This window comes from Pseudomonas sp. NBRC 111143, assembly GCF_001320965.1.
In the GTDB taxonomy this organism is placed as follows: Bacteria; Pseudomonadota; Gammaproteobacteria; order Pseudomonadales; family Pseudomonadaceae; genus Aquipseudomonas; species Aquipseudomonas machongensis.
The window spans coordinates 24153-50151 of sequence record NZ_BCBT01000002.1 but is presented as its reverse complement, the minus strand read 5'-3'; the positions used below and the strand labels follow the sequence as shown (position 1 = coordinate 50151).

General features: G+C 64.9%; 18 protein-coding genes, 2 tRNA genes and 1 pseudogene. 11 read left to right on the top strand and 10 right to left on the bottom strand.

Annotated features, from left to right (window positions below):
• Positions 1 to 29 precede the first annotated feature (29 nt).
• The 4 genes from APH44_RS01510 (at position 30) to APH44_RS01495 (ending at position 4372) form a co-directional block, all read left to right on the top strand.
• On the top strand, positions 30 to 1169 hold the full coding sequence (locus APH44_RS01510) for a TDT family transporter (protein ID WP_054890929.1): 1140 nt from the start codon (positions 30 to 32) through the stop codon (positions 1167 to 1169).
• A gap of 208 nt (positions 1170 to 1377) precedes the next feature.
• Complete coding sequence (locus APH44_RS01505; RefSeq protein ID WP_054890928.1) at positions 1378 to 2109, top strand: GntR family transcriptional regulator; 732 nt, start codon at positions 1378 to 1380, stop codon at positions 2107 to 2109.
• 129 nt (positions 2110 to 2238) lie between these two features.
• Complete coding sequence (locus tag APH44_RS01500; protein WP_054890927.1) at positions 2239 to 3513, top strand: MFS transporter; 1275 nt, start codon at positions 2239 to 2241, stop codon at positions 3511 to 3513.
• A gap of 16 nt (positions 3514 to 3529) precedes the next feature.
• Positions 3530 to 4372, top strand: coding sequence for an amidohydrolase (locus APH44_RS01495; protein WP_371105621.1), 843 nt, complete (start codon positions 3530 to 3532; stop codon positions 4370 to 4372).
• A gap of 111 nt (positions 4373 to 4483) precedes the next feature.
• Here APH44_RS01495 and APH44_RS30600 read toward each other — a convergent pair whose 3' ends face one another.
• Both APH44_RS30600 and APH44_RS30595 read right to left on the bottom strand, forming a co-directional pair.
• Positions 4484 to 5347: a methyl-accepting chemotaxis protein gene (locus APH44_RS30600; protein WP_371264423.1), complete on the bottom strand. Its 864-nt coding sequence runs from the start codon at positions 5345 to 5347 to the stop codon at positions 4484 to 4486.
• Positions 5339 to 6403 (bottom strand): annotated as a pseudogene (locus APH44_RS30595) (methyl-accepting chemotaxis protein); the annotation flags it as partial. The gene APH44_RS30600 and the pseudogene APH44_RS30595, both read right to left, overlap by 9 nt.
• A gap of 268 nt (positions 6404 to 6671) precedes the next feature.
• Here APH44_RS30595 and APH44_RS01485 point away from each other — a divergent pair.
• Positions 6672 to 8546, top strand: a complete 1875-nt coding sequence (locus tag APH44_RS01485; protein ID WP_054890924.1) for an MFS transporter — start codon at positions 6672 to 6674, stop codon at positions 8544 to 8546.
• A 16-nt stretch (positions 8547 to 8562) separates the two neighbouring features.
• On the opposite strand, the gene sugE is transcribed toward APH44_RS01485, so the two are convergent.
• From sugE to rdgC, 3 genes are all read right to left on the bottom strand, one after another.
• Positions 8563 to 8880, bottom strand: a complete 318-nt coding sequence (gene sugE / locus APH44_RS01480; RefSeq protein WP_054890923.1) for a quaternary ammonium compound efflux SMR transporter SugE — start codon at positions 8878 to 8880, stop codon at positions 8563 to 8565.
• A gap of 228 nt (positions 8881 to 9108) precedes the next feature.
• Positions 9109 to 10074, bottom strand: coding sequence for a bile acid:sodium symporter family protein (locus APH44_RS01475; RefSeq protein WP_054890922.1), 966 nt, complete (start codon positions 10072 to 10074; stop codon positions 9109 to 9111).
• 108 nt (positions 10075 to 10182) lie between these two features.
• Positions 10183 to 11103: a recombination-associated protein RdgC gene (gene rdgC / locus APH44_RS01470; RefSeq protein ID WP_054890921.1), complete on the bottom strand. Its 921-nt coding sequence runs from the start codon at positions 11101 to 11103 to the stop codon at positions 10183 to 10185.
• 185 nt (positions 11104 to 11288) lie between these two features.
• Here rdgC and APH44_RS01465 point away from each other — a divergent pair.
• Positions 11289 to 11364 (top strand) — tRNA-Val (locus tag APH44_RS01465).
• 13 nt (positions 11365 to 11377) lie between these two features.
• A tRNA-Asp gene (locus tag APH44_RS01460) sits at positions 11378 to 11454 on the top strand.
• 130 nt (positions 11455 to 11584) lie between these two features.
• On the opposite strand, the gene APH44_RS01455 is transcribed toward APH44_RS01460, so the two are convergent.
• Positions 11585 to 11965, bottom strand: coding sequence for a hypothetical protein (locus APH44_RS01455; protein WP_054890920.1), 381 nt, complete (start codon positions 11963 to 11965; stop codon positions 11585 to 11587).
• A gap of 267 nt (positions 11966 to 12232) precedes the next feature.
• Between APH44_RS01455 and APH44_RS01450 the strand changes: the two genes are divergently transcribed.
• A complete protein-coding gene (locus tag APH44_RS01450; RefSeq protein ID WP_054890919.1) occupies positions 12233 to 13939 on the top strand; it encodes a molecular chaperone HscC in 1707 nt (568 codons plus the stop codon).
• Here the strand turns inward: APH44_RS01450 and APH44_RS01445 are convergent, their stop codons facing one another.
• The 4 genes from APH44_RS01445 to APH44_RS01430 all read right to left on the bottom strand — a co-directional run bounded on the left by APH44_RS01445 (position 13940) and on the right by APH44_RS01430 (position 18353).
• Positions 13940 to 16618 carry a DUF805 domain-containing protein gene (locus tag APH44_RS01445; RefSeq protein WP_054890918.1) on the bottom strand — a complete coding sequence of 893 codons (2679 nt, stop codon included), beginning with the start codon at positions 16616 to 16618 and terminating at the stop codon, positions 13940 to 13942.
• Positions 16615 to 17307 (bottom strand): DUF1266 domain-containing protein, encoded by a 693-nt coding sequence (locus APH44_RS01440; RefSeq protein ID WP_054890917.1) that lies wholly within the window; start codon positions 17305 to 17307, stop codon positions 16615 to 16617. Before APH44_RS01440 ends, APH44_RS01445 begins: the two co-directional genes overlap by 4 nt.
• A gap of 69 nt (positions 17308 to 17376) precedes the next feature.
• Entirely contained in the window at positions 17377 to 18153 is a 777-nt protein-coding gene (gene map, locus APH44_RS01435; RefSeq protein ID WP_054890916.1) for a type I methionyl aminopeptidase, read from the bottom strand.
• Positions 18150 to 18353: a ParD-like family protein gene (locus tag APH44_RS01430; RefSeq protein WP_054890915.1), complete on the bottom strand. Its 204-nt coding sequence runs from the start codon at positions 18351 to 18353 to the stop codon at positions 18150 to 18152. The genes map and APH44_RS01430 overlap by 4 nt, the downstream gene beginning before the upstream one ends.
• A 334-nt stretch (positions 18354 to 18687) precedes the next feature.
• On the opposite strand from APH44_RS01430, the gene APH44_RS01425 reads away from it, so the two are divergent.
• From APH44_RS01425 to nirD, 3 genes are all read left to right on the top strand, one after another.
• Positions 18688 to 22716, top strand: coding sequence for a bifunctional nitrate reductase/sulfite reductase flavoprotein subunit alpha (locus tag APH44_RS01425; RefSeq protein ID WP_054890914.1), 4029 nt, complete (start codon positions 18688 to 18690; stop codon positions 22714 to 22716).
• 320 nt (positions 22717 to 23036) lie between these two features.
• Positions 23037 to 25589 (top strand): nitrite reductase large subunit NirB, encoded by a 2553-nt coding sequence (gene nirB, locus APH44_RS01420; RefSeq protein ID WP_054890913.1) that lies wholly within the window; start codon positions 23037 to 23039, stop codon positions 25587 to 25589.
• Positions 25589 to 25951, top strand: coding sequence for a nitrite reductase small subunit NirD (nirD, locus tag APH44_RS01415; RefSeq protein WP_054890912.1), 363 nt, complete (start codon positions 25589 to 25591; stop codon positions 25949 to 25951). Before nirB ends, nirD begins: the two co-directional genes overlap by 1 nt.
• Positions 25952 to 25999: the final 48 nt, after the last annotated feature.

Sequence of the window (25999 nt, the reverse complement as noted above, 5' to 3'; positions counted from 1 at the left end):
AATTCCACCTTACACGAGGAATCTTTGCCATGACCTGCCCACAGACTCGCGCTGCGTCCTTGCGGCCCTTCCACCAGTTGGCCCGCCCGCTGGAAGTGATCCGTCAGTTCACCCCGAACTGGTTTGCCGCGACCATGGGCACCGGCGTTCTGGCCCTGGCCTTGCGACAGTTGGAGATTCCGGCTCTGCACGGCGCGGCAGAGGGTTTGTGGTGGCTGACCATCGGCCTGTTCATCTTGTTCTGCGTCCTGTACGGCGCGCGCTGGCTGCTGTTCTTCGACGAGGCACGGCGGATCTTCGCCCACTCCACGATCTCGATGTTCTTCGGCACCATCCCCATGGGCCTGGCGACCATCCTCAATGGCGCGCTGGTGTTTGGCCTCGAGCGCTGGGGCGACGGCGTGGTGCCTTGGGTCGAGGCGCTCTGGTGGGTTGACGTGGCGCTGGCATTGCTGTGTGGCGTGGCAATCCCTTATCTGATGTTCACCCGCCAGGAGCACAGCATCGACCAGATGACTGCAGTGTGGTTGCTGCCGGTGGTGGCGGCCGAGGTGGCGGCGGCCAGTGGTGGCCTGCTGGCGCCGCACCTGGCGGATGTCCATGCGCAGTACCTGGTGGTGGTGACCAGCTACGTACTGTGGGCGGTGTCGCTGCCGGTTGCGTTCAGCATCCTGACCATCCTGATGCTGCGCATGGCGCTGCACAAGCTGCCGCCGGCCAACATGGCCGCATCCAGCTGGCTGGCGCTGGGCCCGATCGGCACCGGGGCGCTGGGCATGCTGCTGCTGGGCGGCGATGCACCGGCGGTGTTCGCGGCCAATGGCCTGGGGAACCTGGGTGAAGTGGCACGCGGGTTGGGGCTGGTGGCCGGGATGGTGTTGTGGGGAGCCGGCCTGTGGTGGCTGCTGACCGCGGTACTGATCACCCTGCGCTACATGCGCCAGGGCATGCCGTTCAATCTGGGCTGGTGGGGTTTCACCTTCCCGCTGGGGGTGTACAGCCTCGCCACCTTGAAGCTGGCGGCCTGGCTGGGCCTGGGTTTCTTCACGGTGTTCGGGCAGGTGCTGGTGGTGATGCTGGCGCTGCTCTGGCTGGTGGTGGCGAGCCGCACACTCAAAGGCGCTTGGCGTGGTGAGCTGTTCACCTCGCCCTGTATCGCAAATCGTTGAATGTGCTGACCTTTTAGTGGGTGGTCGCGCTCCCCGGTTACCTGGCAGTGCTTGAGAACGCTGCGTACCTGTGGGAGCGGTTTACCCGCGAAGAAGCCACCGTGGCTTTCAAGCCGATAGGCGGAGGATTGACAGCGTTCAGGGCAGCAGGAATACTCTCGGAAAAATTCATATATATGTTTATATAACAAGACGAGAGACAGGCCCCATGAACACACTGCCCGGTGATGCGCGTCTGCCCCGCTACCAACAGCTGCGCGACCATATGGTCGAGCAGATCGCCAACAACCGCTGGCGCCCCGGTGAGGCCATTCCCACCGAAGCGGCCCTGGCCAGCGAGTTCGACATGTCGGTCGGCACCGTGCGCAAGGCCGTCGATGTGCTGGTGACCGAGGGCGTGCTGGAGCGCCAGCAAGGCCGCGGCACCTTCATTCGTCGGCCGCAGTTCCATTCCTCGCTGTTCCGCTTCTTCCGCTTCGAGTCGGCCAACGGCGAACGTGCCGTGCCCGAGAGCCGCATCCTGTCCATCGAGCCAGTCCCGGCGCCCTCGGCGGTTGCCAGTGCCCTGGGCTTGGCGCCGGAAGCCGACGTCATTCACATCGTGCGCGTGCGTCTGCTCGGTGCCCAGCCGGTGTTGGCCGAGGAAATCTGGCTGCCACGGCAGACGTTCCAGCCACTGCTTGAGGTCGAGCTGGACCGCAAGGGCCCGCTGCTCTACCCGATCTACGAAGAGCTGTGCGGTCAGGTGGTGGCCTATGCCGAGGAGACCCTCACGGCCGAGTCGGTCGATGCCGTTCACGCGCGCCTGCTGCAGCTGCCGGAGGGCAGCCCGGTGGTGGTGATCGAGCGTCTGGCCCGTGACTACGCCGGCAAACTGTTGGAATGGCGCCGTTCGCGCGGCCATGCCGAGCACTTCCGCTACCGCATCGATATTCGCTGACCGGGCGTTTCACGCCCCGTTGTGACGTCCGGCGCCGTGCCAGCACGGCGCCGTGGCTCTGCCTGCCTGGCCGGCGTGCGTCCGGCTGCCCCCTGACCTCGCACACACGACATAGAAGGATAAGAAATAATGTTCAGTTGGTATCGCGAAATCACCTCGCGCGAACGCAAGACGTTCTGGGCCTGCTTTGGTGGCTGGTCGCTCGACGCCCTTGAAGTGCAGATGTTCGGCCTGGCCATCCCGGCGCTGATCGCCGCGTTTTCCCTGACCAAGGGTGATGCTGGGCTGATCAGTGGGCTGACGCTGGTCACCTCGGCGATCGGTGGCTGGCTTGGCGGTACGTTGTCCGACCGCTACGGCCGGGTGCGTACCCTGCAATGGATGATCCTCTGGTTCTCCTTCTTCACCTTCCTGTCGGCCTTCGTCACCGGCTTCTACCCGCTGCTGTTCGTCAAGGCCATGCAGGGCTTCGGCATTGGTGGCGAGTGGGCCGCAGGCGCGGTGCTGATGGCCGAGACCATCAACCCGAAATACCGCGGCAAGGTCATGGGTACGGTGCAGAGCGCCTGGGCCGTGGGCTGGGGCCTGGCGGTGGGGCTGTTTGCGCTGATCTATTCGCTGGTGCCGCAGGAGTTCGCCTGGCGGGTGATGTTCTTCGTCGGCCTGCTGCCGTCGCTGCTGATCATCTGGGTGCGGCGCAACGTACCCGAGCCGGACAGCTTCCAGCGCTTGCAGAAGGAAAAGGCCATTCCCGTCAGCTTCACCAAGTCCATGGCCGGCATCTTCCGTCCTGAACTGCTGCGCGTGACCCTGCTGGGCGGGCTGCTGGGTTTGGGTGCCCATGGTGGTTACCACGCGGTGATGACCTGGCTGCCGACCTTCCTCAAGACCGAGCGCAACCTCTCGGTGCTCAACTCCGGCGGCTACCTGGCGGTGATCATCTTCGCCTTCTGGTGTGGTTGCGTGGTCAGTGGCTTGCTCATCGATCGTATTGGCCGGCGCAAGAACATCCTGTTGTTCGCCCTGTGCTGCGTGCTGACGGTACAGGCCTATGTGTTCTTCCCGCTGAGCAATACGCAGATGCTGTTCCTCGGCTTCCCGCTGGGCTTCTTCGCCGCCGGCATTCCCGCGAGCCTGGGGGCGTTCTTCAACGAGCTGTACCCGGCCGATGTGCGCGGTGCCGGGGTGGGCTTCTGCTACAACTTCGGCCGGGTGCTGTCGGCCGTGTTCCCGTTCCTGGTCGGTCACATGAGCGAATCCATGTCGCTGGGGGCCGCCATCGGCATCGATGCCGGCATCGCCTACGGCGTGGCGGTGATCGCCGCACTGTGTCTGCCGGAAACCCGTGGTCGCAACCTCGAGGCCCCGGTCTCGCCGCAGGTTGCGGGTGTGGTCGCCAAGTAACCTTCAATCTTCCCGAATGAGCATCATGCCGCAAACCCCTGTATCCCCATTCACCGCGATCGACAGCCACGCCCACGTGTTCAGCCGTGGGCTGAACCTGGCAGCAGAGCGCCGTTACGCACCCACCTACGATGCGCCGCTAGGCGACTACCTGGCCCAGCTGGCCGGGCACGGTTTCAGCCATGGCGTATTGGTGCAGCCGAGCTTTCTCGGCACCGATAACAGCTACCTGCTGGCGGCGTTGCAAACCGCGCCCAGGCAATTGCGCGGCGTGGTGATGCTCGAGCCTGGCGTTGCGCGCGACACCCTTGAGCAGATGGCGCGCCTCGGTGTACGCGGTGTGCGCCTGAATCTGATGGGGCAGGCCCTGCCTGATCTGCGCGACGCCGATTGGCGGCCACTGCTGGAGCTGATCGGCGATCTGGGCTGGCATGTCGAGCTGCATCGACAGGTGGCCGATATACCGGCACTCGTGCGTGCCTTGCAGCCATATGGTGTGGATATCGTGATCGATCACTTCGGCAGGCCGGATGCGCGCCTGGGGTTGGGGCAGCCGGGATTTGCCGAGCTGCTGACCCTCGGCGGGCAGGGCAAGGTATGGGTGAAGGTATCGGGGATCTATCGATTGGGCGGCGCGCCTGGGCAGAACCTGGATTTCGCCCGCCAGGCCCTGTGCGCCCTGGAGGCGCACTATGGCGCGGACCGGTTGATGTGGGGCAGCGACTGGCCGCATACCCAGCATGAATCGGTGATGAGCTTTACCGCGGCGGTCGAGCAGTTCGATGCCCTGGGCTGCTCGGCGTCGCTGCGTCGGGCGCTGTTGGTGGACACCGCGCGGGGGTTGTTCGGGTTCGCGTGACCAGCCCGCTCCTACAGGGATTGGGCTGGTCTTTCGATTTTGAGCAGGACAGTTGCTCCTGCAAGCGTGTTTTTCGCGGGCAAGCCCGCTCCTACAAGGGAGCTCGGGCTGTCAGAGTTGGAACCGGCTGATCATCTGCTGCAAATGCCCACCCAGCCGTGCCAGTTCGACGCTGGACACCGAGGTCTGCTCACTGGCCTCGGCGGTCTGCTCGGAAATGTCCCTCACCGTCACCACGCTGCGGCTGATCTCCTCGGCCACGGCGCTCTGCTGCTCGGAGGCGGCGGCGATCTGCTGGTTCATCAACTGGATGCCCGACACCCGCTGAGTGATGCCCTCCAGCGCAACGCCGGCCTCGCGTACCAGTGCCACGCTGCTTTCGGTCAGGCTCTGGCTTTCTTCCATCAGGTCGCTGACCGAGCGCGTGCCTTGCTCCAGGCTGCTGATCGCCGATTCGATTTCTTCGGTCGAGGCCAGGGTGCGCTGGGCCAGGCTGCGTACCTCGTCGGCGACCACGGCAAAACCACGACCGGCCTCGCCAGCGCGGGCGGCCTCGATGGCGGCGTTGAGCGCCAGCAGGTTGGTCTGCTCGGCCACGGCCTTGATCACGTCCATCACCTTGCCGATGCGTTGGCTTTCGTTGCGCAGGGCGTCCATCGCCTCATTGGTGGCGTCGACCTGGCTGGCCAGGCGGCCGATCTGGGTCACGGCGCGGGTGACCACACTGTCGCCTTCGCGAGCCTCGAGATCGGTGGCGCTGGCGGCCACCGAGGCTTCGCCGGCATTGCGCGCGACTTCCTGCACGGTGGCGGCCATTTCCTGCATCGCAGTAGCGACCTGGTCGGTCTCCTGGCGCTGGCTGCTGGCGCCGGCGCTGGTTTGCGCGGTGATCGCCGAGAGCTCTTCGGTGGCACTGGCAATCTGCGAGATGCCGTCGCGCACGCCGCCGATCAGCTGGCGCAGCTTGGCAGTCATGCCATGCAGGCTGTTCTGCAACTGGCCGAGTTCATCGCGGCGATTGCTGCTGGGTTGTTCGCCCAGGTTGCCGTCGGCCACCTGCTCCATGGCGCGCAGCACCCGTTGCAGCGGCTGGCTGATCTGCCGGGCGATCAGTATCGCCAGCAGGGCACCGAGCAGCAGGGCGAGGGCGGTGGTGGCGAACTGCAGCGTCTTGGCGAACTGACTGTCATTGACCACGGCCACTGCCTGGCTGTCGAGCAATTGGCCGATCAGGGTGGTGAGGGTCGCGACGTCATTGCCCATGCTGGCGCGGTAGTCCATCAGTTTGCGGGTTTCGCCGCGGAAGGCCTCGACGGCGGCGGCGTAGGCGCGCACCTGTTCGTTCAGTTGGCGGAATTGTTCGGCGAATTGGCCATCGAATACCGCGGTCAGGGCTGGCAGGTCGTTCACCGTGGTGGTGATCTGTGCATTCATCGCCTGCTCGGTGTCGGTGTTGGTGTTGCCGGTGTAGCCACGCACCTGGTAGCGCAGCAGGATCAGGTTCTCGCGGATCTGATTGATCGCTTCGCTGCGCACGTAGCGCTGTTCGGCATCGGGCAACGCGCGGACCTGCTTGCGGATGCTGTCGATCGTGGCGAACGACTGGGTGGCAAGCCCACCCATCTCCTTTTGCGCGGCGCGCATGGTGCGGTACGACTGCAGGCTCTGTTCCTGGTTGCGGGCGTAGGCCTGCAGGGCCTGCTCGGCCTTGTCGAGGGTCTGCAGGTTGGTCGCGTTGCGCAGGATGCCGTGGAGTTTCGCCAGGGGGGCCTGGAAGGCCGCCAGTGTCTGCTGCAACGCCTTGCCTTGTTCTTCGTCACCATTGGACATGGCGTGGCGCAAGCGCGCCTCGCGCAGATCGCCCAGGGCATCGTTGAGTGCGGAGACGTCGCTGACCACTTCGCTGCGCCGCACCAGGCTGCCCAGGGCGTCCCAGCCGATCAGCGACTGGGCCAGGGTCAGCACGAGGACCAGGCCAAAACCGAGGCCGAGTTTGTGTGCGATCTTCAGATCGCCGAACCAGGTGAACATCTGCTGCTGTGCTCCTTTTCTTGTGCGTTGGAGGAGAGCCGAAGGCTGATCCTGTTACCGGATGTAGTCATCTATATGAATTATCGGCAGCCTTGCAACATTCTGAAAAGGGGTTGCAGAAAAAATAATGGCATATAGCCATTAATTGGTTCGTCGGCGTGATGCGCTTCGCAGGCCTGTTGCCAGGGGTGGGCAATCGCGTGCAGATTTGTGGCTTCTCGCGATGAGCGGACCTCCAATTGACAACGCCCTCTCAGGAACAAGGACGATGAGTCATTCCTCGCAATTCACCTTGCTCGGCAAGCGGCGCTTCCTGCCGTTCTTCATCACCCAGTCGCTGGGTGCCTTCAACGACAACCTGTTCAAGCAGTCGCTGATCCTGGCGATCCTCTACAAGCTCAGCCTGGAGGGCGACCGGTCGATCTGGGTCAACCTCTGCGCGCTGCTGTTCATTCTGCCGTTCTTCCTGTTCTCGGCGCTGGCCGGGCAGTTTGGCGAGAAGTTCGCCAAGGATGCGTTGATCCGTGCGATCAAGCTGGCTGAAGTGGTGATCATGTTGATCGGCGCGGTGGGCTTTCTCAGTGATCACCTGGAACTGATGCTGCTGACATTGTTCGCCATGGGCACTCATTCGGCGCTGTTCGGGCCGGTGAAGTACTCGATCCTGCCTCAGGCCTTGCGCGAAGACGAACTGGTCGGCGGCAACGGGCTGGTGGAAATGGGCACCTTCCTGGCGATTCTGGCCGGCACCATCGGTGCCGGGGTGATGATGTCCTCGGGCAACTACGCCACGGTGGTGGCCGGTGGCATCGTCGGCACTGCGGTGCTCGGCTACCTGGCCAGCCGCTGGATCCCGCGGGCGGCGGCGGTGGCGCCGCAGATGAAGCTGGATTGGAATATCTTCAAGCAGTCCTGGGCCACCCTGCGCCTGGGCCTGGGGCAAACCCCCGCGGTGTCGCGCTCGATCGTCGGCAACTCGTGGTTCTGGTTCCTCGGGGCGATCTACCTTACGCAGATCCCGGCCTATGCCAAGGACTGGCTGCACGGCGACGAGACCGTGGTCACGCTGGTGCTGACGCTGTTCTCGGTGGGCATTGCCGTCGGTTCGTTGCTGTGCGAACGCCTGAGTGGGCGCAAGGTGGAGATCGGCCTTGTGCCGTTCGGCTCTTTCGGCCTGACCCTGTTCGGTCTGCTCTGGTGGTGGCATTCGGGTGACGTGCCGGCCGCTGCTGCGCCGCACGATTGGCTGAGCCTGTTGGGCATGAGCCAGGCCTGGTGGATCATGGTCTCGATCGTCGGGCTTGGTGTGTTCGGCGGTTTCTACATCGTGCCGCTCTACGCCCTGATCCAGGCGCGTACGCCTGAAGACCAGCGCGCCCGGGTGATCGCCGCGAACAACATCCTCAATGCCCTGTTCATGGTGGTCTCGGCGATCGTCACCATCGTCCTCTTGAGCCTGGCCGACCTCAGCATCCCGCAGCTGTTCCTGGTGGTGTCGCTGCTCAACATTGCGGTCAACGCCTACATCTTCCGCATTGTTCCTGAGTTCACCATGCGCTTCCTGATCTGGTTGCTCAGCCATTCGATGTACCGCGTCGAGCACCGCGATCTCGATCGTATCCCTGACGAGGGGGCGGCGCTGTTGGTGTGCAACCATGTGTCGTTCGTCGATGCGCTGCTGATCGGCGGTGCGATCCGTCGCCCGATCCGTTTCGTCATGTACTACAAGATCTACAACCTGCCGGTGCTCAACTTCGTGTTCCGCACTGCCGGGGCCATTCCGATTGCCGGGCGCAGCGAGGACGAGGCGACGTACGAGCGGGCCTTTGCGCGCATTGCCGAGTACCTGCAGGCCGGTGAGGTGGTGTGCATCTTCCCGGAAGGCAAGCTGACCGCCGATGGTGAGATCGATGTGTTCAAGGGGGGCGTCAGCCGGATTCTCCAGGAAACGCCGGTGCCGGTGATTCCGCTGGCCTTGCAGGGGTTGTGGGGGAGTTTTTTCAGCCGTGATCCGGCCAAGGGCTTCCTGCGTCGATTGTGGTCGCGGGTGACCCTGGTGGCGGGTGCCGCCATCCCGGTGGAGGCGGCCCAGCCTGAAGCGCTGCGCGAGGAAGTCAGTGCCTTGCGCGGCGACTTGCGTTGAGGGAAGGGGTGGAAGGTCAGCTGGCGCTGACCTTCAGGCCGATCAGGCCGGCGACGATCAGCGTAACGCTGATCAGGCGCACCAATGCCATGGATTCGCCGAACAGGATGATGCCGGCGATTACCGTGCCGACTGCGCCGACGCCGGTCCAGATGGCGTAGGCAGTGCCCAGCGGCAATTCCTTCATGGCCAGGCCCAGCAGGCCCAGGCTCACGGCCATGGCGGCGACGGTCAGTGCAGTGGGGAGTGGGCGAGTGAAGCCATCGGTGTATTTGAGGCCGATAGCCCAGCCGACTTCGAACAGGCCGGCGAAGAACAGGATGATCCAGGACATGATGATTCTCCATCGTTGAAAGATGGGGCCGTCCCCGGATTGGTCACGCCTTGCGTCGTGAGGTCGTCCTCACAGTGCGCACTATATTGCACATCTGCCGGGTGACAAGCAAGTGGCGCCTGTCCGGGCCTCTTCGCGGGCAAGTCGCGGCGGCGAACCGCCGCTCCCAAACTCAAGACAGCTGTATACCTTGTGGGAGCGGGCTTGCCCGCGAAGAGGCCCGCTTGCTCAGCGCCCGACCTGCGCCTGTTCCTCCCCGGCACCGCGAGGCTCTTCCATGCGCCTGAACCAGGTCGAGAGCAAGGCCCCGGAGATGTTGTGCCAGACGCTGAACAGCGCGCTGGGCACCGCCGCCAGCGGTGAGAAATGCGCCGCTGCCAGGGCCGCGCCCAAGCCTGAGTTCTGCATCCCCACCTCCAGCGCCAGCGACTTGCGCTGGGCCAGGGGCAGCTTGCACAGCTTGCCGGTCAGATAGCCCAGCAGGAAGCCGAAGCTGTTGTGCAGGATCACCACCGCCATGATCAGCAGGCCGGACTCGGCGATCTTCGCCTGGCTGGCCGCGACCACCGCGCAGACGATCATCACGATGCTCACCACCGACACCAGTGGCAGCACCTGCACCGCCAGTTGCACCCGCGCACCGAGCAGCTTCTGCGCCAGCACGCCGAGCACGATCGGCAGCATCACCAACTGCAGGATCGACCAGAACATGTCCATGAACGAGACCGGCAGCCAGGCCGAGGCCAGGAACCAGATCAGCGCCGGGGTCAGCAAGGGCGCGAGCAGGGTGGTGACTGCGGCGATGGCCACGGCCAATGCCAGGTCGCCCTTCGACAGCCAGACCATCACGTTCGAGGCGGTGCCGCTCGGGCAGCAGCCGACCAGGATCACGCCCACGGCGATTTCCGGTGGCAGGTGAAACAGTTGGCACAGCAGCCAGGCAACGCCCGGCATGATCACGAAATGCGCCACCACTCCCAGCGCCACGCGCCAGGGTTGACGGGCGAGGGCGGCGAAGTCGTCGAGCTTGAGCGTAAGGCCCATGCCGAACATCACCAGCCCCAGCAGTGGCACGATGGCTACCTTCAGGGCGATGAACCATTGCGGTTGCAGGAAGGCCAGGCAGGCGAACACCAAGACCCAGAGGGCGAAGGTGTTACCGACGAAACGGCTGAAGGCGGCGAGGGCGCGCATGGGGGATTCCTTTTCTATTTATAGCTTTGTGAAATTCACTGGCCCTTTCGCGGGACAAGTCGGTGCTGGCGACCGCACAACCACCCAGCACCGGCTTTTCAACCTGAATCAGACCCCCTGCGGAATCTCTTCCCCACCCAGGGCTTCGAACAGCACCGGCAGGAATTCGTTGAGGGTCATCATCATCAGCAGGAAGCTTGCGTCGAACTGTTGCGCGGCTTCGTCGCCACCATCCTGCTCGGCCTGCTCCTGCAGCAATTCCTCGAACTTCAGGCGCTTGATCACCATCTTGTCGTCGAGCACGAACGACAGTTTGTCTTGCCAGGCCAGGGCCAGTTGCGTGACCAGCTTGCCGGTGCTCAGGTGCAACTGGATTTCCTCGCTGGCCAGGTCCTGGCGCTTGCAGCGCACGATGCCACCGTCTTCGGCGGTGTCGCGCAGCTCGCATTCATCCAGTGGATAGAAGCCTTCGGCAGGCTGCTGCGACTTGACCCAGTCGGTCATCGTCGCGGTCGGGGCGATCTTCACGGTGGCCGGGCGCACCGGCAGCGAACCCATGACTTCACGCAGCGTGGAGAGCAGGTCTTCGGCGCGCTTGGCGCTGGCCGAGTTGACCAGGATCAGGCCTTGGCGCGGGGCGATGGCAGCGAAGATCATCGAGCGGCGGATGAAAGCACGCGGCAGGAAGGCCTGGATGATCTCGTCCTTGATCTGGTCGCGTTCCTTCTTGTAGACCTTGCGCATCTGCTCGGTCTCGATCTCCTCGACCTTCTCCTTGACCGCATCGTTGACCACGCTGCTGGGCAGGATGCGTTCTTCCTTGCGTGCGGCAATCAACAGGAATTCACCGCTGACGTGTACCAGGGGAGCGTCTTCGCCCTTGCCGAACGGAGCGACGAAGCCGTAAGTGGTCAGCTCCTGGCTGGCGCAGGGGCGGGCCGGCTTGCTGGCCAAGGCGGTCTCCAGCGCTTCAGGCTCGAACGGGACATCCTGGGTCAGGCGGTAGGTCAGCAGGTTCTTGAACCACATGAGGGGGAATCTCTCCTTAATACATAAGGCGGGCATTATTCTCCGAGCAGTGGTTGCAGGCCAACCCTGTCAGAGGGCCAGCAGTGACTTATTCATAGGTCTTTGAAAGATCAGATAAAAAATTTGAAAAAAGTGCTTGCCAGGGTACAGGGTCCTCCGTAGAATGCGCGCCACACCGAGACGAAGGGTGATTAGCTCAGCCGGGAGAGCATCTGCCTTACAAGCAGAGGGTCGGCGGTTCGATCCCGTCATCACCCACCACTCGATGTATAGCGCAGCGGTAGTTCAGTCGGTTAGAATACCGGCCTGTCACGCCGGGGGTCGCGGGTTCGAGTCCCGTCCGCTGCGCCATATTCCAGCTTCCAGGGCCCACTGAACACCCGGAAGCCACAAAGAAAGCGACCTTAGGGTCGCTTTTTTTGTTTCTGTCTTGCACAAACACCACGGGGCTGTCCATCGATAGCCCCGTGGTGTTTCAGCTTCAGGGTTTGGCCACGTGCCAGACCTGGCCGACCCCTTCGCCGGTGGTATCGCCCGGCTTCTGGTCCTTGACCCAGCCGTACAGCGGCTGGTCTTTGTAAGCCCACTGCTTGCTGCCATCGTCGCGGGTAATCACGCTGTAGCCATCGGCGGCCTTTGCGTAGGGGCCGGCGGCCAGTGGCGGCCAATTCTGCGCACATTGACCGTTGCACGCCGACTTGCCAGCGCTGTCCTTGGTGAAGGTGTAGAGGGTCAGGCCTTTGCTGTCGACCAGGACCTTGCCCAGGGCGCTGTCGCCGACCTTCGCGGGGGCATCAGCCAAGGCCAGGCCAGACACGCAGGTCAGAGCCAATGAAAGAACGAGTGCGCTTTTCTTCAACATGAGAGATTCCTCTGGCGGTTATCCGAATCCGTTCGGGGGAATGATGGCCTTATGCATCGGCCATGCAGGGACAACGCCCCGGTGTCGGCTTCTATTCCCGTGTTCGATGAATATTTTTTCCGTCCCTGGTGCCGCCCTGGGTCAGCAGGCACGCCGGGTTCGCATCTACGCCTTCAACTCGCTGGCTCATTGCGTCAGAATCCCCCTACACGCCGGATGCAGCCAGCAGGCCGCGCGCCGGCTCTACCTTGCAAGCAGAGACCGACCATGCAGGATGCCAGCACCTCTCCAACGCCCACGCCGTCGACCCCACTGCTGGGTATCGACCTTGGGACCACCAACAGCCTTATCGCGGTCTGGCAGGACGGCAAGGCGCAGCTGATCACCAACGCCGTGGGCGAGGTGCTGACGCCGTCGGTGGTCAGCGTCGACGACGACGGCAGCATCCTGGTGGGCAGCGCCGCCCGCGCCCGCCTGACCACCCACCCCCATCGCACCGCTGCGGCCTTCAAGCGCTTCATGGGCAGTGACAAGCGCTTCGAGCTCGGCGAGCACCGCTTCACCCCGGAAGAACTCTCGGCTCTGGTGCTGGGCGCGTTGAAGCAGGATGCCGAGGCGTATCTGGGGTGCCCGGTCAGTGAAGCGGTGATTTCGGTGCCGGCCTATTTCAGCGACGAACAGCGCAAGCGCACGGTCTTCGCTGCGGAGCTGGCGGGGCTGAAGGTGCAGCGCCTGATCAACGAGCCGACCGCGGCCGCCATGGCCTACGGGCTGCACGAGCAGAAGTTCGAGCGCACCCTGGTGTTCGACCTGGGCGGCGGGACCTTTGACGTCACTGTGCTGGAATACGCCTTGCCGCTGATCGAGGTGCATGCCTCAACCGGTGACAACTATCTGGGGGGCGAGGACTTCACCGAGGCCTTGCTCAATGCCTGCCTGCGTGACTGGAACCTCAGTGCCGAAACCCTGGAGCCCCAGGCGCTGTCGAGCCTGCATGATGCGATCGAGCAGCTGAAACGCGAGGTGGGCGAGGGCAGTCGCACCCTGCACTGGAGCGGCGATGGCCAGGCCCGCGAATGGGTGCTTGACCAGACCCGGCTGCAGTCGATCTGGGCGCCGTTGCTGGCACGGGTACGGACCCCCATCGAGCAGGCCCTGCGTGATGCGCGCCTGAGCCCGCGCGAACTGGACAGCCTGGTGCTGGTCGGCGGGGCCACGCGCATGCCGCAGATCCAGCAACTGGTGGCCAAGCTGTTCGGCCGCCTGCCGTACCGCCACCTCGATCCGGACACCATCGTCGCTCTTGGCGCCGCCAGCCAGGCAGCCTGCAAGGCGCGGGATTCGGCGATCGACGAGTTGATCCTGACCGATGTCTGTCCTTACACCCTGGGGGTCGCCTCGTCCCGTGGCGAGGACGTGTCCGGGGCCTTTACCCCGATCATCGAGCGCAACACGGTGATCCCCACCTCGCGTGTGCAGCGCTTCTACAGCAGCCATCCCGAGCAGAAAGTGGTGCGCATCGCCGTGTACCAGGGCGAGCGGCCCTGGGTGCGCGACAACATTCTGGTCGACAGTTTCGAGATTCCGTTGCAGCCGACCGGCCAGGTGCAGTCGCTGGATGTGCGCTTCAGCTACGACATCAATGGCCTGCTCGAAGTGGACGTGACGTTCCTCGAAACCGGACACAAGCACAGCCACAGCATCGACCGCAGCCCGACCGGGCTGGACAGTGACGCCCGCCAGGCCAGCCACGAGCGTCTGGCGAGATTGAAGATCCACCCGCGCGACGCCTTGCCCAACCGCACCCTGCTGGCCCGCCTGGAGCGCGCCTGGATGCAGAGCCTGGGCGATGAGCGCGACCTCATCGGCAGTTGGCTGGACGCCTTCAATGCCGTGCTCGCTGGCCAGCAGGCCACCGAGATCAGTCGCCAGCGCCAGCAGTTGAGCCAGGCGCTGGACGAGCTGCGCTACTGATCAGGGATGGTTCAGGCGCCGCAGGGCCACTTGCAGGCCCAGTTGCAACTGGTCGGGGTCGTCCGGTGAAGGGCCATAGCGGTTGGCCAGCTTGTCGCCGGGTAGCCCCACCAGAAGCAGCGGTGCGAATGGCAGCAGGCGGCTGACGGCCAGCAACCCCACCAGTGCCCAGACGCCCTGGCCCAAGTCGCGCAAGCGCCGCAGGAAGGATGTCAACAGCAGCAACACGACAAGGGTCCAGAGCATCGGGCTCTTGGTCGCGGTAGTCAGCACCGTGCCCGCCAGCAGCATCACGATCACGTGGGCGATCAGGTCGCTGCGATTGAGGCGGCTGTCCAGGCGCCAGAATGCCCAGGAGGGTACCGGCGTCTGACTGACACGGGCCATCAGCAAGCGTTCGGCGCGAGCCAGTATCGCCATGCTGGCGCAGCGCAGGCCGGTGTCCTGGTCCGGGTCATCCTTGGCTTTCTGCAGGCGCATCAGGCTGCGCGTGCCTGGCGGGGATGCGGATTTGACCAGGTGATTGAAGGCGTCGAGGATCTCGTTAAGCAGCTTGCCGTCGACCTTCTCTTCCTGCTCTACGGCTTGGCGCGGCGGACGTTTGACCTTGCCGGCGATCAGGCCATCGCGCAGCGGGGCGAACCAGGGGCTGTTGTTGTTCAGCGCCTCGAGGCGATCGCGCAAGCGGGCGCGCTGTTGAGCATCGAGCTCTGGGTCGTGGTACAGCACTGCGCATAGCAGCATGTAGCCCAGTGGGTGGCCGTCGAGGGCACCGACGTCTTCTTCCAGGCATTCGAGCAGACGTACCGCGCTGGGCAGGCGAGTGCTGCCGAACACGTAACCCAGTGTGTGCAGGCGGCTGGCGACCAGGGCCTGCAGCGGGTCGCGGTCGTCCATCCAGCCGAGCAGGGCATTGTGTTCGTTGAACTGAGCCTGACGGGCGATCAGCACCTTGTGCAGGGGGGCGAACGGATGGTCGCTCGGGTAGGTGAGCTGGGCGGCCAGTTGCGGTGGCGCCAGGTCCAGCCAGCGTTGCGGCTGTTGCGCCGTGGCCAGCATGAACAACTGCTGGCGATGCCAGTTCCACAGTGCTTCGCCCTCCACCATCGGCGGCAGCTCGATGCCGTTCAGTGCCAGTTCTTCCATCAGCACCAGGCCGAATGGCACGGTGAACATGCGGCGCATGTCGAAATGCTCGTTCAGCTCGCCCAGCGCTCGTGGCGAATAAACCCGCATGCGCCGCAGCCACTCGCGGCAAGCCGGGTGCAGTGCGTCGGACTTGAGCGCCTCTGGCAGTTCCACCGGCCCCTCGTCACGTGCGCAATACTCCACCAGTGCACGCGCCACCGGTGAGTGTTCGAGCCAATGCAGTTGCTGCGCCGCCTGGCGCTGGAAGCCTTCGAGGATCAAGGCATCGAGCGGGTCGTTGCCCAGGCGCTCATCGACAATGGTGCGCAGCAAGCCGGCTTCGCCGCGTTGCAGGGCCCAGGCCTGCCAGTAGCGGCGGTGCAATTCGCGATCGTCCTGGTTGGGCAGCAGCCAGGCGAGCAGCGGCAGTTCGTCGTCGCCGTCCAGGCGCCAGTCGATGTAGGTGGCGGCGATACCCTCAAGGCCCAGGCGCGAGGCTTCGGACCAGCGCGCCAGTGTCTGCGGCGACTGTGCCGGGCTGCCCAGGACCTGTGCCGGATCGGCCAGGTCGGCGGGCCAGGTGTCGGGCGTGCTCTGCTGGTCGAGGGCCTGGATCAGCAGTGGCAGGCGCTGCGGCTGGTAGCGCGCGCAGAGGTCGAGCAGCCAGCGTTCGGCCTGCGGGTGGCGGTGTTCGCGCCACAGCCGTAGCCAGCAGTCCAGGGCTTGCTGCTCGGCGCCCAGGGCGTCGGCCTGGCGGGCCAGCAAGAACAGCAGGTCGACGTCGTCCGGCGCCTGCTGGTGCTGGAGCTGCAGGCGTGCATGCAGGGTGAGGCTGCCGATACCCACTTGGCTGAACTGTTCGGTCAGGCGCTGAACCAGATGCTCGTCGTCGGGGAACGCCACGCAGGTGTGGCAACCGGCGAACTGTGCGTACTCGAACAGCGGGCGCTCCTGATGGTAGTAGCCGAGGCTGCGGAAGTACCAAAGGGTTTCCAGTTGCGCGGCGGGGGACCAGCTGTGCATCAGGCGGGTGTCGAAGGGATCGGGTTCCTCGATGCGCTGCAGGAAGGCCTCTATCTCCTGGGCATCTTCCGGCGCCAGGCGCAACAACTGCTCGGCCCAGCCCATGCGCTGGGCCAGCAGGCGTGCGCACTGGTACGAGATCGGTCCGCAGTTGCGCAGGTTGTGCAGCAGTCGCCAGCTGAGGTCTTCCAGTTGCTCCAAGGGCAGTTCGTCGAGCTGGGCGATGTAGTCCTGCCAGGCTTGGGGTTCGTAACGGCGAGTGGAGTCTTCGAGCAGTGCATGGAACGCCTCGAAGGCTTCGCTGGTGGACGCTTCGGTCTGCCCTTCGGCTGCTTGCTGCTCGGGCGCCGCGCCGGTTTCGGCGTGTTCGCGGGCCAGGCGCTGTGCTTCCTCGTAGGCGGCGCGCAGGGCCTGGAAGCCTTCGGGATCGGTTTCCGGATGGTGCGTCGGCAGGCGGCCGCGGTAGGCCTGGCGGATGGTGTCGAGGTCCTGGGTCGGCTCGATGCCCAGGCGAATCCAGCAACTCATGACCAGCAGTCCTCTTCCAGTGATGTCGGGCGTTCCGGCTCAGGCAACGGCAGTTCCCAGGGCAGGTCGGCGAGCAGCGCGTTGGCGCCGATCCTCAGGTTCAGGGCAATGCAGCGATTCCAGTGTTCGTTGCCCTGACGCTCCAGGTTGGCGGCGAACGTTTCGTCGCTGCTGTCGGAGACATTCCACAGCGCCTTGCCGAACAGGTACCCGGCGATGTAGCTGTCCCAGCGGTTGTAGTAATGGCGAGCGCGCAAGGCCAGGCGATAGTGCAGGTAGAGGCTTTCGTCGCGGCTGATATGGCCCTTTTTCACCCCGGCGCGCAGCAGAAAGCTCATGCGTCCGATGTCCCAGGCGCGGGTTCCGCCCGGGCCGCAGTCGGGAAAGGTGCGGGCGGCGTAGTTGTACTTGACTTGGTCACGTGGTGTCAGCGTAGCGAGCAGTGCCTGCCACTGGCTTGGCAGGCAGCGCTGGAACTGCCAGTAGGCGTTGCTCATCTCGCTGGCGTGACCGTTGTCGGCCATGCCGAGCACGTCGAGCAACTGGGCACGGGTGCTGATGCCCCAGCCGCTTTCCAGGTCGGTCTGGTCTTCGCCTTCGAAGTATTCGGCGGCGGTGTAGCTGGCACCGTTGAGTGCGGCCATCGGGGCGGAGAGGGCATGCAGCCAATGCTGTGCGGATTCGTCCATGAAGAGTGTCCGGGGCGAGGGGTGTGGCGCGATTGTAGAGAGGCAGCAAGGGGGCCGTCTACGCAGGCCTCAACGCCGGCTTTCTTCCGCTCGCAGCGTCAGCACTTCATAGCCCTGCTCGGTCACCGCGACGGTGTGTTCCCACTGCGCCGACAGCCCGCCATCGCGGGTGATCACCGTCCAGCCATCTTTCAGCGTGCGCGTGCCGCGAGCGCCCTGGTTGATCATCGGCTCGATGGTGAACACCATCCCGGGCTTGAGTTTCAGGCCCATGCCGCGCTGGCCGTAGTGCAGCACCTGCGGCGCTTCGTGCATCTGCCGGCCGATACCGTGGCCGCAGTACTCGCGTACCACGCTGTAGCCCGCCGCCTCGGCGAACTGCTGGATGGCATGGCCGATATCGCCCAGGGTGGCGCCGGGGCGCACCTGTTCGATGCCTTTCCACAGCGCCTCGTAGGTGGTGTCGACCAGACGCCGGGCCTCCTCGCTGATTGCGCCGATGCGGTACATCTTCGATGAGTCGGCGATATAGCCGCCCTGTTCCAGGGTGATGTCGACGTTGATGATCGAGCCTTCCTGCAGCACCTCGTCAACCTTGGGCATGCCGTGGCAGACGACCTGGTCCACCGAGGTGTTCAGCGAATAGGGGAAGCCATACTGGCCCTTGCTCGCCGGGCGCGCCTTGAGCGTCTCGACGATGAAGGCTTCGGCGCGGTCATTGATCTGCATCGTGGTCACCCCGGCGCGGATGAAACCGTCAAGGTCGGCGAACACCTGTGCCAGCAACTGCCCAGCCCTGCGCATCAGTGCCAGTTGCTCTGGGTTCTTGAGTATCACCTCGCTCATTGCAGCAGCTCCTTGAGATTCGCTTGTTCCTGGCGCAGCAGTTGACGCAGCAGTTCCTGGTAGGTGGCCTGGGGGTGCAGTTCGGCGAGCATGCCGATGCGGATCCAGTGTTCGGCCTGGGCGTTGATCGAGCGCGACATCGCGGCGCTGGCGATGCGCAGGTCTTCGTGGAGGTCGTCGCAGATCTTGACGATGCCCATGGGAAGTCTTCCTGGTATATGAAACGTATACGAATCATATAGTCGGTTGGGCGTCGTGTCATCTTCTGGTGCGCGGCGGCATCAAGACGGGGCGGATATCGCGTCGATGTTTTCGCGGGGCGGTCCGCCCTCTGTGCTGCGCAGGCCTGTGGGTGCGGGTTGCCCGCGCCAAGGCCACCGCCATTGCGCAACTGGCCCGCAAATTGCTGATTCAGCTGCATCCGGACCCCTCAACGCCGAGGGGCCCTACATCTCACGACAAAGGCGCCGTGTTACCCCGCTTGCCCTGCAAGCCGGGTAGCCGGCGCCTTTTGCGTTTTCAGGGAGACCGCCCATGAGCAGCAGCGAGGTGCGCAGCGTTTGCCCGTATTGCGGGGTCGGGTGCGGCATTGTCATGACCGTGGCCGAGGACCAGGTGGTCAAGATCAGCGGTGACAAACAGCACCCGAGCAACTTCGGACGCCTGTGCACCAAAGGCCTCACCGCACATCTGCCGTTGTCCGCTGCCGGACGCATGGAGCACGCCTTCGTGCGCCAGCAGCGCAGCCAGCAGCCGGTGCGCACCGGCATGGACGACGCCATTGCGCAGTCGGCCGCGCGCCTGCGCGCGATCATCGACGAGCACGGGCCGGATGCCGTGGCGCTCTATGTGTCCGGGCAGATGTCGCTGGAGGCTCAATACCTGGCCAACAAGCTGGCCAAGGGCTTTATCCGCACCCGCCATATCGAATCCAACTCGCGGCTGTGCATGGCCAGTGCCGGCAGCGGCTACAAGCAGTCGCTGGGCGCCGACGGCCCGCCGGGCAGCTACCAGGATTTCGAGCGTGCCGAGGTATTCTTCGTCATTGGCGCCAACATGGCCGACTGTCATCCGATCCTGTTCCTGCGCCTGCTCGACCGAGTGAAGGCCGGGGCTCGGCTGATCGTCGTCGATCCGCGTCGCAGTGCCACCGCCGACAAGGCCGACCTGTTCCTGCAAGTGCGCCCGGGCAGTGATCTGGCTCTGCTCAACGGCTTGCTCTACCTGTTGCACGAGAACGGCCATACAGACATCGACTTCATCGCCCGCCACACCGAGGGCTGGGACGAGATGCCTGCGTTTCTCGCCGACTACGCCCCCGAACGGGTCGCGGCCCTGACCGGCCTTGCCGAGGCCGATATCCGTCAGGCGGCTGCCTGGATCGGTGGGGCGTCGGAGTGGATGAGCTGCTGGACCATGGGCCTCAACCAGAGCATCCATGGCACCTGGCACAGCAACGCGCTGTGCAACCTGCACCTGGCCACCGGCGCGATTTGCCGACCTGGCAGCGGACCGTTCTCGCTGACCGGCCAGCCCAACGCCATGGGCGGCCGTGAGATGGGCTACATGGGCCCGGGCCTGCCGGGCCAGCGTTCGGCGCAGGTGGCGGGCGACCGTGCGTTCGTCGAGCAGCAGTGGGGCCTGGCGCCGGGCGCGCTGCGCAGTGAAGGCGGTGAAGGCACGGTGGCGCTGTTCGAGCAGATGAAGGCCGGGCAAGTGAAGGCCTGCTGGATCATCTGCAGCAACCCGGTGGCCAGTGTCGCCAACCGCCAGCAGGTGATCGACGGCCTGCACGAGGCGCAGTTGGTGATCGCCCAGGACGCCTTCCTCGACACCGAGACCAACCGCCATGCCGATATCCTGCTGCCGGCCGCGTTGTGGGCCGAGGGCGAGGGTGTGATGATCAACAGCGAGCGCAACCTCACCCTGATGCCGCGTGCGGTCGCAGCGCCCGGCGAAAGCCTTGAGGATTGGCGCATCATCGCCCGCATCGCCTGTGCCATGGGCTATGCCGAGGCGTTCAGCTATGCCGATGCCGAAGCGGTGTACGACGAGATCCGCTGTTTCTGGAACCCCGCCACCGGCTATGACCTGCGTGGCATCGGCTACGCCGAGCTACGCGACAAGCCGCGCCAGTGGCCAAGTGCGCCCGGGCGCGCGGACGACCGCAGCCCGCTGCGCTACCTCAATGACGGCAGCAGCCAGGCGCTGCTGCACGACGCTCAAGGCGAGCGGCCCGCGCTGGCCTTTCCTACCCCCAATGGCAAGGCGCGGTTCTTTGCCCGGCCCTGGCTGGCGCCGGCCGAGCTGCCGGATGCCGACTTTCCGCTGGTGCTCAACACCGGCCGCGTGCAGCACCAGTGGCACACCCTGACCAAGACCGGCAAGGTGCCGAGCCTGAACAAGCTCGAGCCCGGCCCCTTCGTCGAGATCAATCCCGAGGACGCCCGACGCCTGGGCATCGCCGACAAGGACCAGGTGGCGATCCGCTCGCGCCGCGGCCAGGCCGTGCTGCCGGCACGCATCAGCGAGCGGGTGCTGGTCGGCAACTGCTTTGCCCCTTTTCACTGGAACGACCTGTATGGCGAGCAACTGGCGATCAACGCCGTGACCTGCGATGCCGTCGATCCAACCTCCCTGCAACCGGCCTTCAAGCATTGCGCCGTGACCCTGGAGCGGGTTGCAGGCGAACGCATCGAGGCACTCGAGCTGCCCAGCGCGATCCCTACGGAGTCTGCCCCCATGCCCACCGACACCCTGTCTCGCCTGCTGGGCCTGGACAGCCTGCCGGCCCCCGTCCTGGCGGACGAGGAGCGTCGTTACCTGCAGGGTTTCCTACTCGGCCTTGGGCAGGTGCGCACAGCGGGGGTGCCCAGTCTGCCGCCCGGTGCGCCGCTGGCGCCCGCCAGTCGGTTGTTCGTCGATGGCTTGATCGCCGGCCTGTTCGCCCAGCCGGTGGTGGCGCCGGTCGCCATGGCCGAGGTTGCCAGGCACCGGGTGCTGTGGGCCTCGCAGACCGGCAATGGCGAGGCGCTGGCCGAGCGCTGTGCGGCGCATCTGCGCGAAGCGGGCCTGGCCGTCGAGCTGAGCTGCATGGATGCCGTCAGCCCCAGCCAACTGCGTGGCGCCGCCAGCGTGCTGCTGATCACCAGCACCTTTGGTGACGGCGATGCGCCTGACTGCGCTTCGGCGTTCTGGCAGGCGTTGCAGGGCGAGGAGGGGGCACAGTGTGCGGCACTGCCCTTCGCGGTACTGGCGCTGGGTGATTCCAGCTACGACCAGTTCTGCGGCTTTGGCCGCAAGCTCGACCAGCGTCTGGCTGAACTGGGCGGCCGACGTCTGCTCGATCGGGTCGATTGCGAACCGGATTTCGATCCATCGTTCGTCACATGGCTGCAGGCGTTGTTGCCGCTGCTGGGGCCGACGGCCGCTGCGCAGGTCACAGCCAAGCCGGCGCCAGTGTTCGGCAGGCAGCAGCCCTGCCTGGCTCCCATCATCGAGAACCGTGTGCTCAATGCGCCCGGAGCGACCAAGGAAACGCGCCAGGTGGTGTTCGACCTGCAAGGCACCGGGCTGGTCTACGAGGCAGGTGACGCGCTGGGTGTCTGGCCGCGCAACTGCCCGGCGCTGGTCCAGGAGCTGCTCGAGCTGATGGGGCTCGATGGCCAGACGTGCGTGCAACTGCCCGACTTGCCGGTGATGCCGTTGGCCGAGGCGATGGAGCGGCACCTGGAGATCGCCCGGGTCACTTCGCAACAGCTTGCAGCCTTCAGCCAGGCGCCGCAGGCCGGTGAACTGCGTCGGTTGCTGCTGCCCGAGCACAAGGCCGAACTCAGGGGCTGGCTGTGGGGGCGGCAGTTGGCCGATGTGCTCGCTGCCTTCGCGCCGCAACTGTCACTGGAGCACTGGCTGACCCTGCTCAAGCCCTTGCAGCCACGCATGTACTCGATCAGCTCCAGCCCCAAGGCCCATCCACAGCAGGTGCACCTGACTGTTTCAACCGTGCGCTATGGCCAGCGAAAGGGCGTGAGCTCAAGCTTTCTCGCCGACCGCGCCGAAGCGCTGGAGGTGGCGATCTTCCCGCAGGTCGCGCGGCATTTCCGACTGCCGGACGACGATGCCACGCCGCTCATCATGGTTGGCCCTGGCACCGGTATCGCGCCGTTTCGTGCCTTTCTCGAAGAACGCGAAGCCAGCGGTGCGAGCGGCGGCAACTGGCTGTTCTTCGGTGAGCAGCATGCTGCCTTCGATTTCTATTACCGCGAGCAGTTGCAGGCCTGGGAGGCCAGCGGTCATCTGCGCCTGAGCACGGCGTTCTCGCGTGACCAGGCCGAGAAGCTGTACGTGCAGCAGCGCATGCTCGAACAGGGTGCCGAGCTGTGGCAGTGGCTGGAGGCGGGGGCGTACTTCTACATCTGCGGCGATGCCCAGCGCATGGCCAAGGATGTCGATGCCGCGCTGCGCCAGGTCGTGGCCGAGCACGGGCGGATGAGCGCCGAGGCGGCGGCGGTTTATGTCGAGGGCTTGAGCAAGAGCAAGCGTTATCGACGCGATGTGTATTGAGTGCACCGGGATGGGGAGCGGTGCACCGGCTTGAGGCGGTGCAGCATGCGGCGCTGTCGCGCGTCAGGCCCGCTCCTGCAGGTCGCGCAACGCTGCATCCCCTGTTGGCGCGGGCTTGTCCCGCGATAGCGCCAGCACCGATTGCACCTTGGCACGCTCCCTGCTTTTAACGATTTACAACACAGCCCCACTGATCAACGGCGATCAACAGGGGCCTCACACTGATGAGTACAGGCAAAGGCGCCTGGAGCTTCGGCTCCAGGCGCCTTTTTTTGTCTTTGCGTCGGGCAAGCCCCGCACACCGTGATCGAGGATCGGCTATGAAGGCAACAGCGAACGGCGGACAACGAGAGCGACTGGTCATTGTCGGCAACGGCATGGTCGGTCATCACCTGGTCGAGCAACTGATCGAGCGCGGCGCCCTGACGCGCTTCGAGCTGCGCGTGTTCGGCGAGGAGCGCCAGCGCGCCTACGACCGTGTGCACCTGTCGGAATACTTCGCCGGCAGCAGCGCCGAGGCACTGGCGATGTGCGAGCCCGAATTCTACGGTCAGCACAGCGTGCACCTGCACTTGCACGAAGCGGTGCTGGAGATCGACCGCACGCTGGGCGAAGTGGTCACTGCCCAGGGCCGCTACGGTTACGACCGACTGATCCTCGCCACCGGCTCCTACCCGTTCGTACCGCCGATCGAAGGCTCCACCGGTACCGCCTGCCTGGTCTACCGCACCCTCGACGATCTTGACGACATCCGCGCCTCGGCTGCCGGGGCGCGGCGTGGCGTGGTGGTCGGTGGCGGGTTGCTGGGCCTTGAGGCGGCCAATGCGCTCAAGTCGCTGGGGCTGGAGGCTCATGTCGTGGAGTTCGCGCCACGGCTGATGCCGGTGCAGCTTGATCATGAAGGGGGCGCGGCCTTGCGTGCGCAGATCGAAGCGTTGGGGGTCGGTGTGCATCTGTCTCGCGCCACCCAGTCGATCGATCCGGGCGAAGAGTATCGCCACCGCATGAAGTTCGATGGTGGTGAGTACCTGGAAACCGACCTGATCGTGTTCTCTGCCGGTATTCGTCCGCGTGACGCCCTAGGGCGTGCCTGCGAGCTGGAGATCGCGCCGCGCGGCGGTGTGGTCATCGACGGCAACTGCCGTTCCAGCGATCCAAGGATCTTTGCCATCGGCGAGTGCGCGTCGTGGAACGGCAGCGTATTCGGCCTGGTTGCCCCGGGCTACAGCATGGCGCGCAATCTCGCTGCGCTGCTGGTCGGCGAGGCCAGTGCCGAGTTCACCGGTGCCGACATGTCGACCAAGCTCAAGCTGCTGGGGGTCGATGTCGGCTCCATCGGCGACGCCCACGGCGCCACTCCAGGCGCGCGCAGCTACCGCTATATCGACGAGGCCAACGCCAGCTACCGCCGCCTGGTGGTCGACGCCAGCGGCAAGCGGGTGATCGGCGCGGTACTGGTCGGCGACAACAGCTATTACGACACCCTGCTGCAGTACGTACAGAACGGCATCGCCCTGCCGCAGGATCCGGCGGCGCTGATCCTGCCGCAGAGCGGCGGCGCGCCGACTCTGGGCGCCGATGCCCTGCCCGACAGCGCGACCATCTGCTCGTGCCACAACGTCAGCAAGGGCGCGATCTGCGCGGCCATCGACAGTGGCTGCGCGGACCTGGCGGCGGTCAAGAGCTGCACCAAGGCCGCCAGCGGCTGCGGCGGTTGTGCGGCGCTGCTCAAGCAGGTGTTCGAGCACGAACTGACCGCGCGCGGCGTGACGGTCGACAAGAGCCTGTGCGAGCACTTCGCCTACACCCGCCAGGAGCTGTACGCGCTGGTGCGGGTCGAGGGGATTCGTACCTTCAACGAGCTGCTCGAGCGCCACGGCAAGGGGCATGTCGGTTGCGACATCTGCAAGCCGACCGTGGGCTCGATCCTCGCCTCGTGCTGGAACCAGCCGATCATGGACCCTTCGCTGGTACCGCTGCAGGACACCAACGACACGTTCATGGCCAATATGCAGAAGAACGGCACCTACTCGGTGGTGCCGCGCATCCCGGGTGGTGAAATCACCCCCGACAAGCTGATCGTGATCGGCCAGGTAGCGAAGAAATATGATCTCTATACCAAGATCACCGGCGGCCAGCGCATAGACCTGTTCGGCGCGCAGTTGCACGAATTGCCGCTGATCTGGGGCGAGCTGATCGAGGCGGGCTTCGAGACCGGCCATGCCTACGGCAAGTCGACCCGCACGGTGAAGTCGTGCGTGGGCAGCACCTGGTGCCGCTACGGCGTGCAGGACAGCGTCGCCATGGCCCTGCGCATCGAGGACCGCTACAAGGGCCTGCGCTCGCCGCACAAGCTCAAGTTCGCGGTGTCCGGCTGCACCCGTGAATGCGCCGAGGCGCAGAGCAAGGATATCGGTGTGATCGCCACCGACAAGGGTTGGAACCTGTACGTTTGTGGCAACGGTGGCATGCGCCCGCGCCATGCCGAACTGTTCGCCACCGATCTGGACGACGACACCCTGATCCGCCTGATCGACCGCGTGCTGATGTTCTACATCCGCACCGCCGACAAACTGCAGCGCACCTCGGTGTGGCGCGAAGGGCTGGACGGCGGGCTGGACTATCTCAAGGCGGTGATCCTTGACGATAGCCTGGGCCTTGCCGAAGAGCTGGAAGCGCAGATGCAGCATGTGGTCGACCGCTACGAATGCGAATGGGCCAACGCCTTGAAAGACCCGGAGAAGCTCAAGCGCTTCCGCACCTTCGTCAACGACCAGCGGCCTGACCCGGATGTGCATTTCGTGCGTGAGCGCGAACAGCGTCGACCGGCTACGCCGCTGGAGTTGATCCCTACCGTCGAGGAGCTCGTTTGATGAACCTGTCCAATGCTGTCGCTGCACCACAGGATATCTGGCAGTCGGTGTGCCGGGTCGATGATCTGATTGCCGATTCGGGGGTGGTGGTCTGGCTCGATGGCGAGCAGGTCGCGCTGTTCTACCTGCCCAGGCAGGAGCAGACACTGTATGCCGTGGACAACCGCGACCCGCGTTCAGGGGCCAATGTTATCGGGCGGGGATTGATTGGCAGCCTGCAAGGCGAGCTGGTGGTGGCGGCGCCGTTGTACAAGCAGCATTTCAGCTTGCGTGATGGACGTTGCCTGGAGGATGCGGGGCAGCGGTTGCGGGTGTGGCCGGTGCGGATGGAAGGGGGGCAGGTCGAGATTCGCTGTTTCTAGCAGGTATGGCTCCTGCCCGGCCTGTGCAGTACCTGTGGGAGCGGGCTT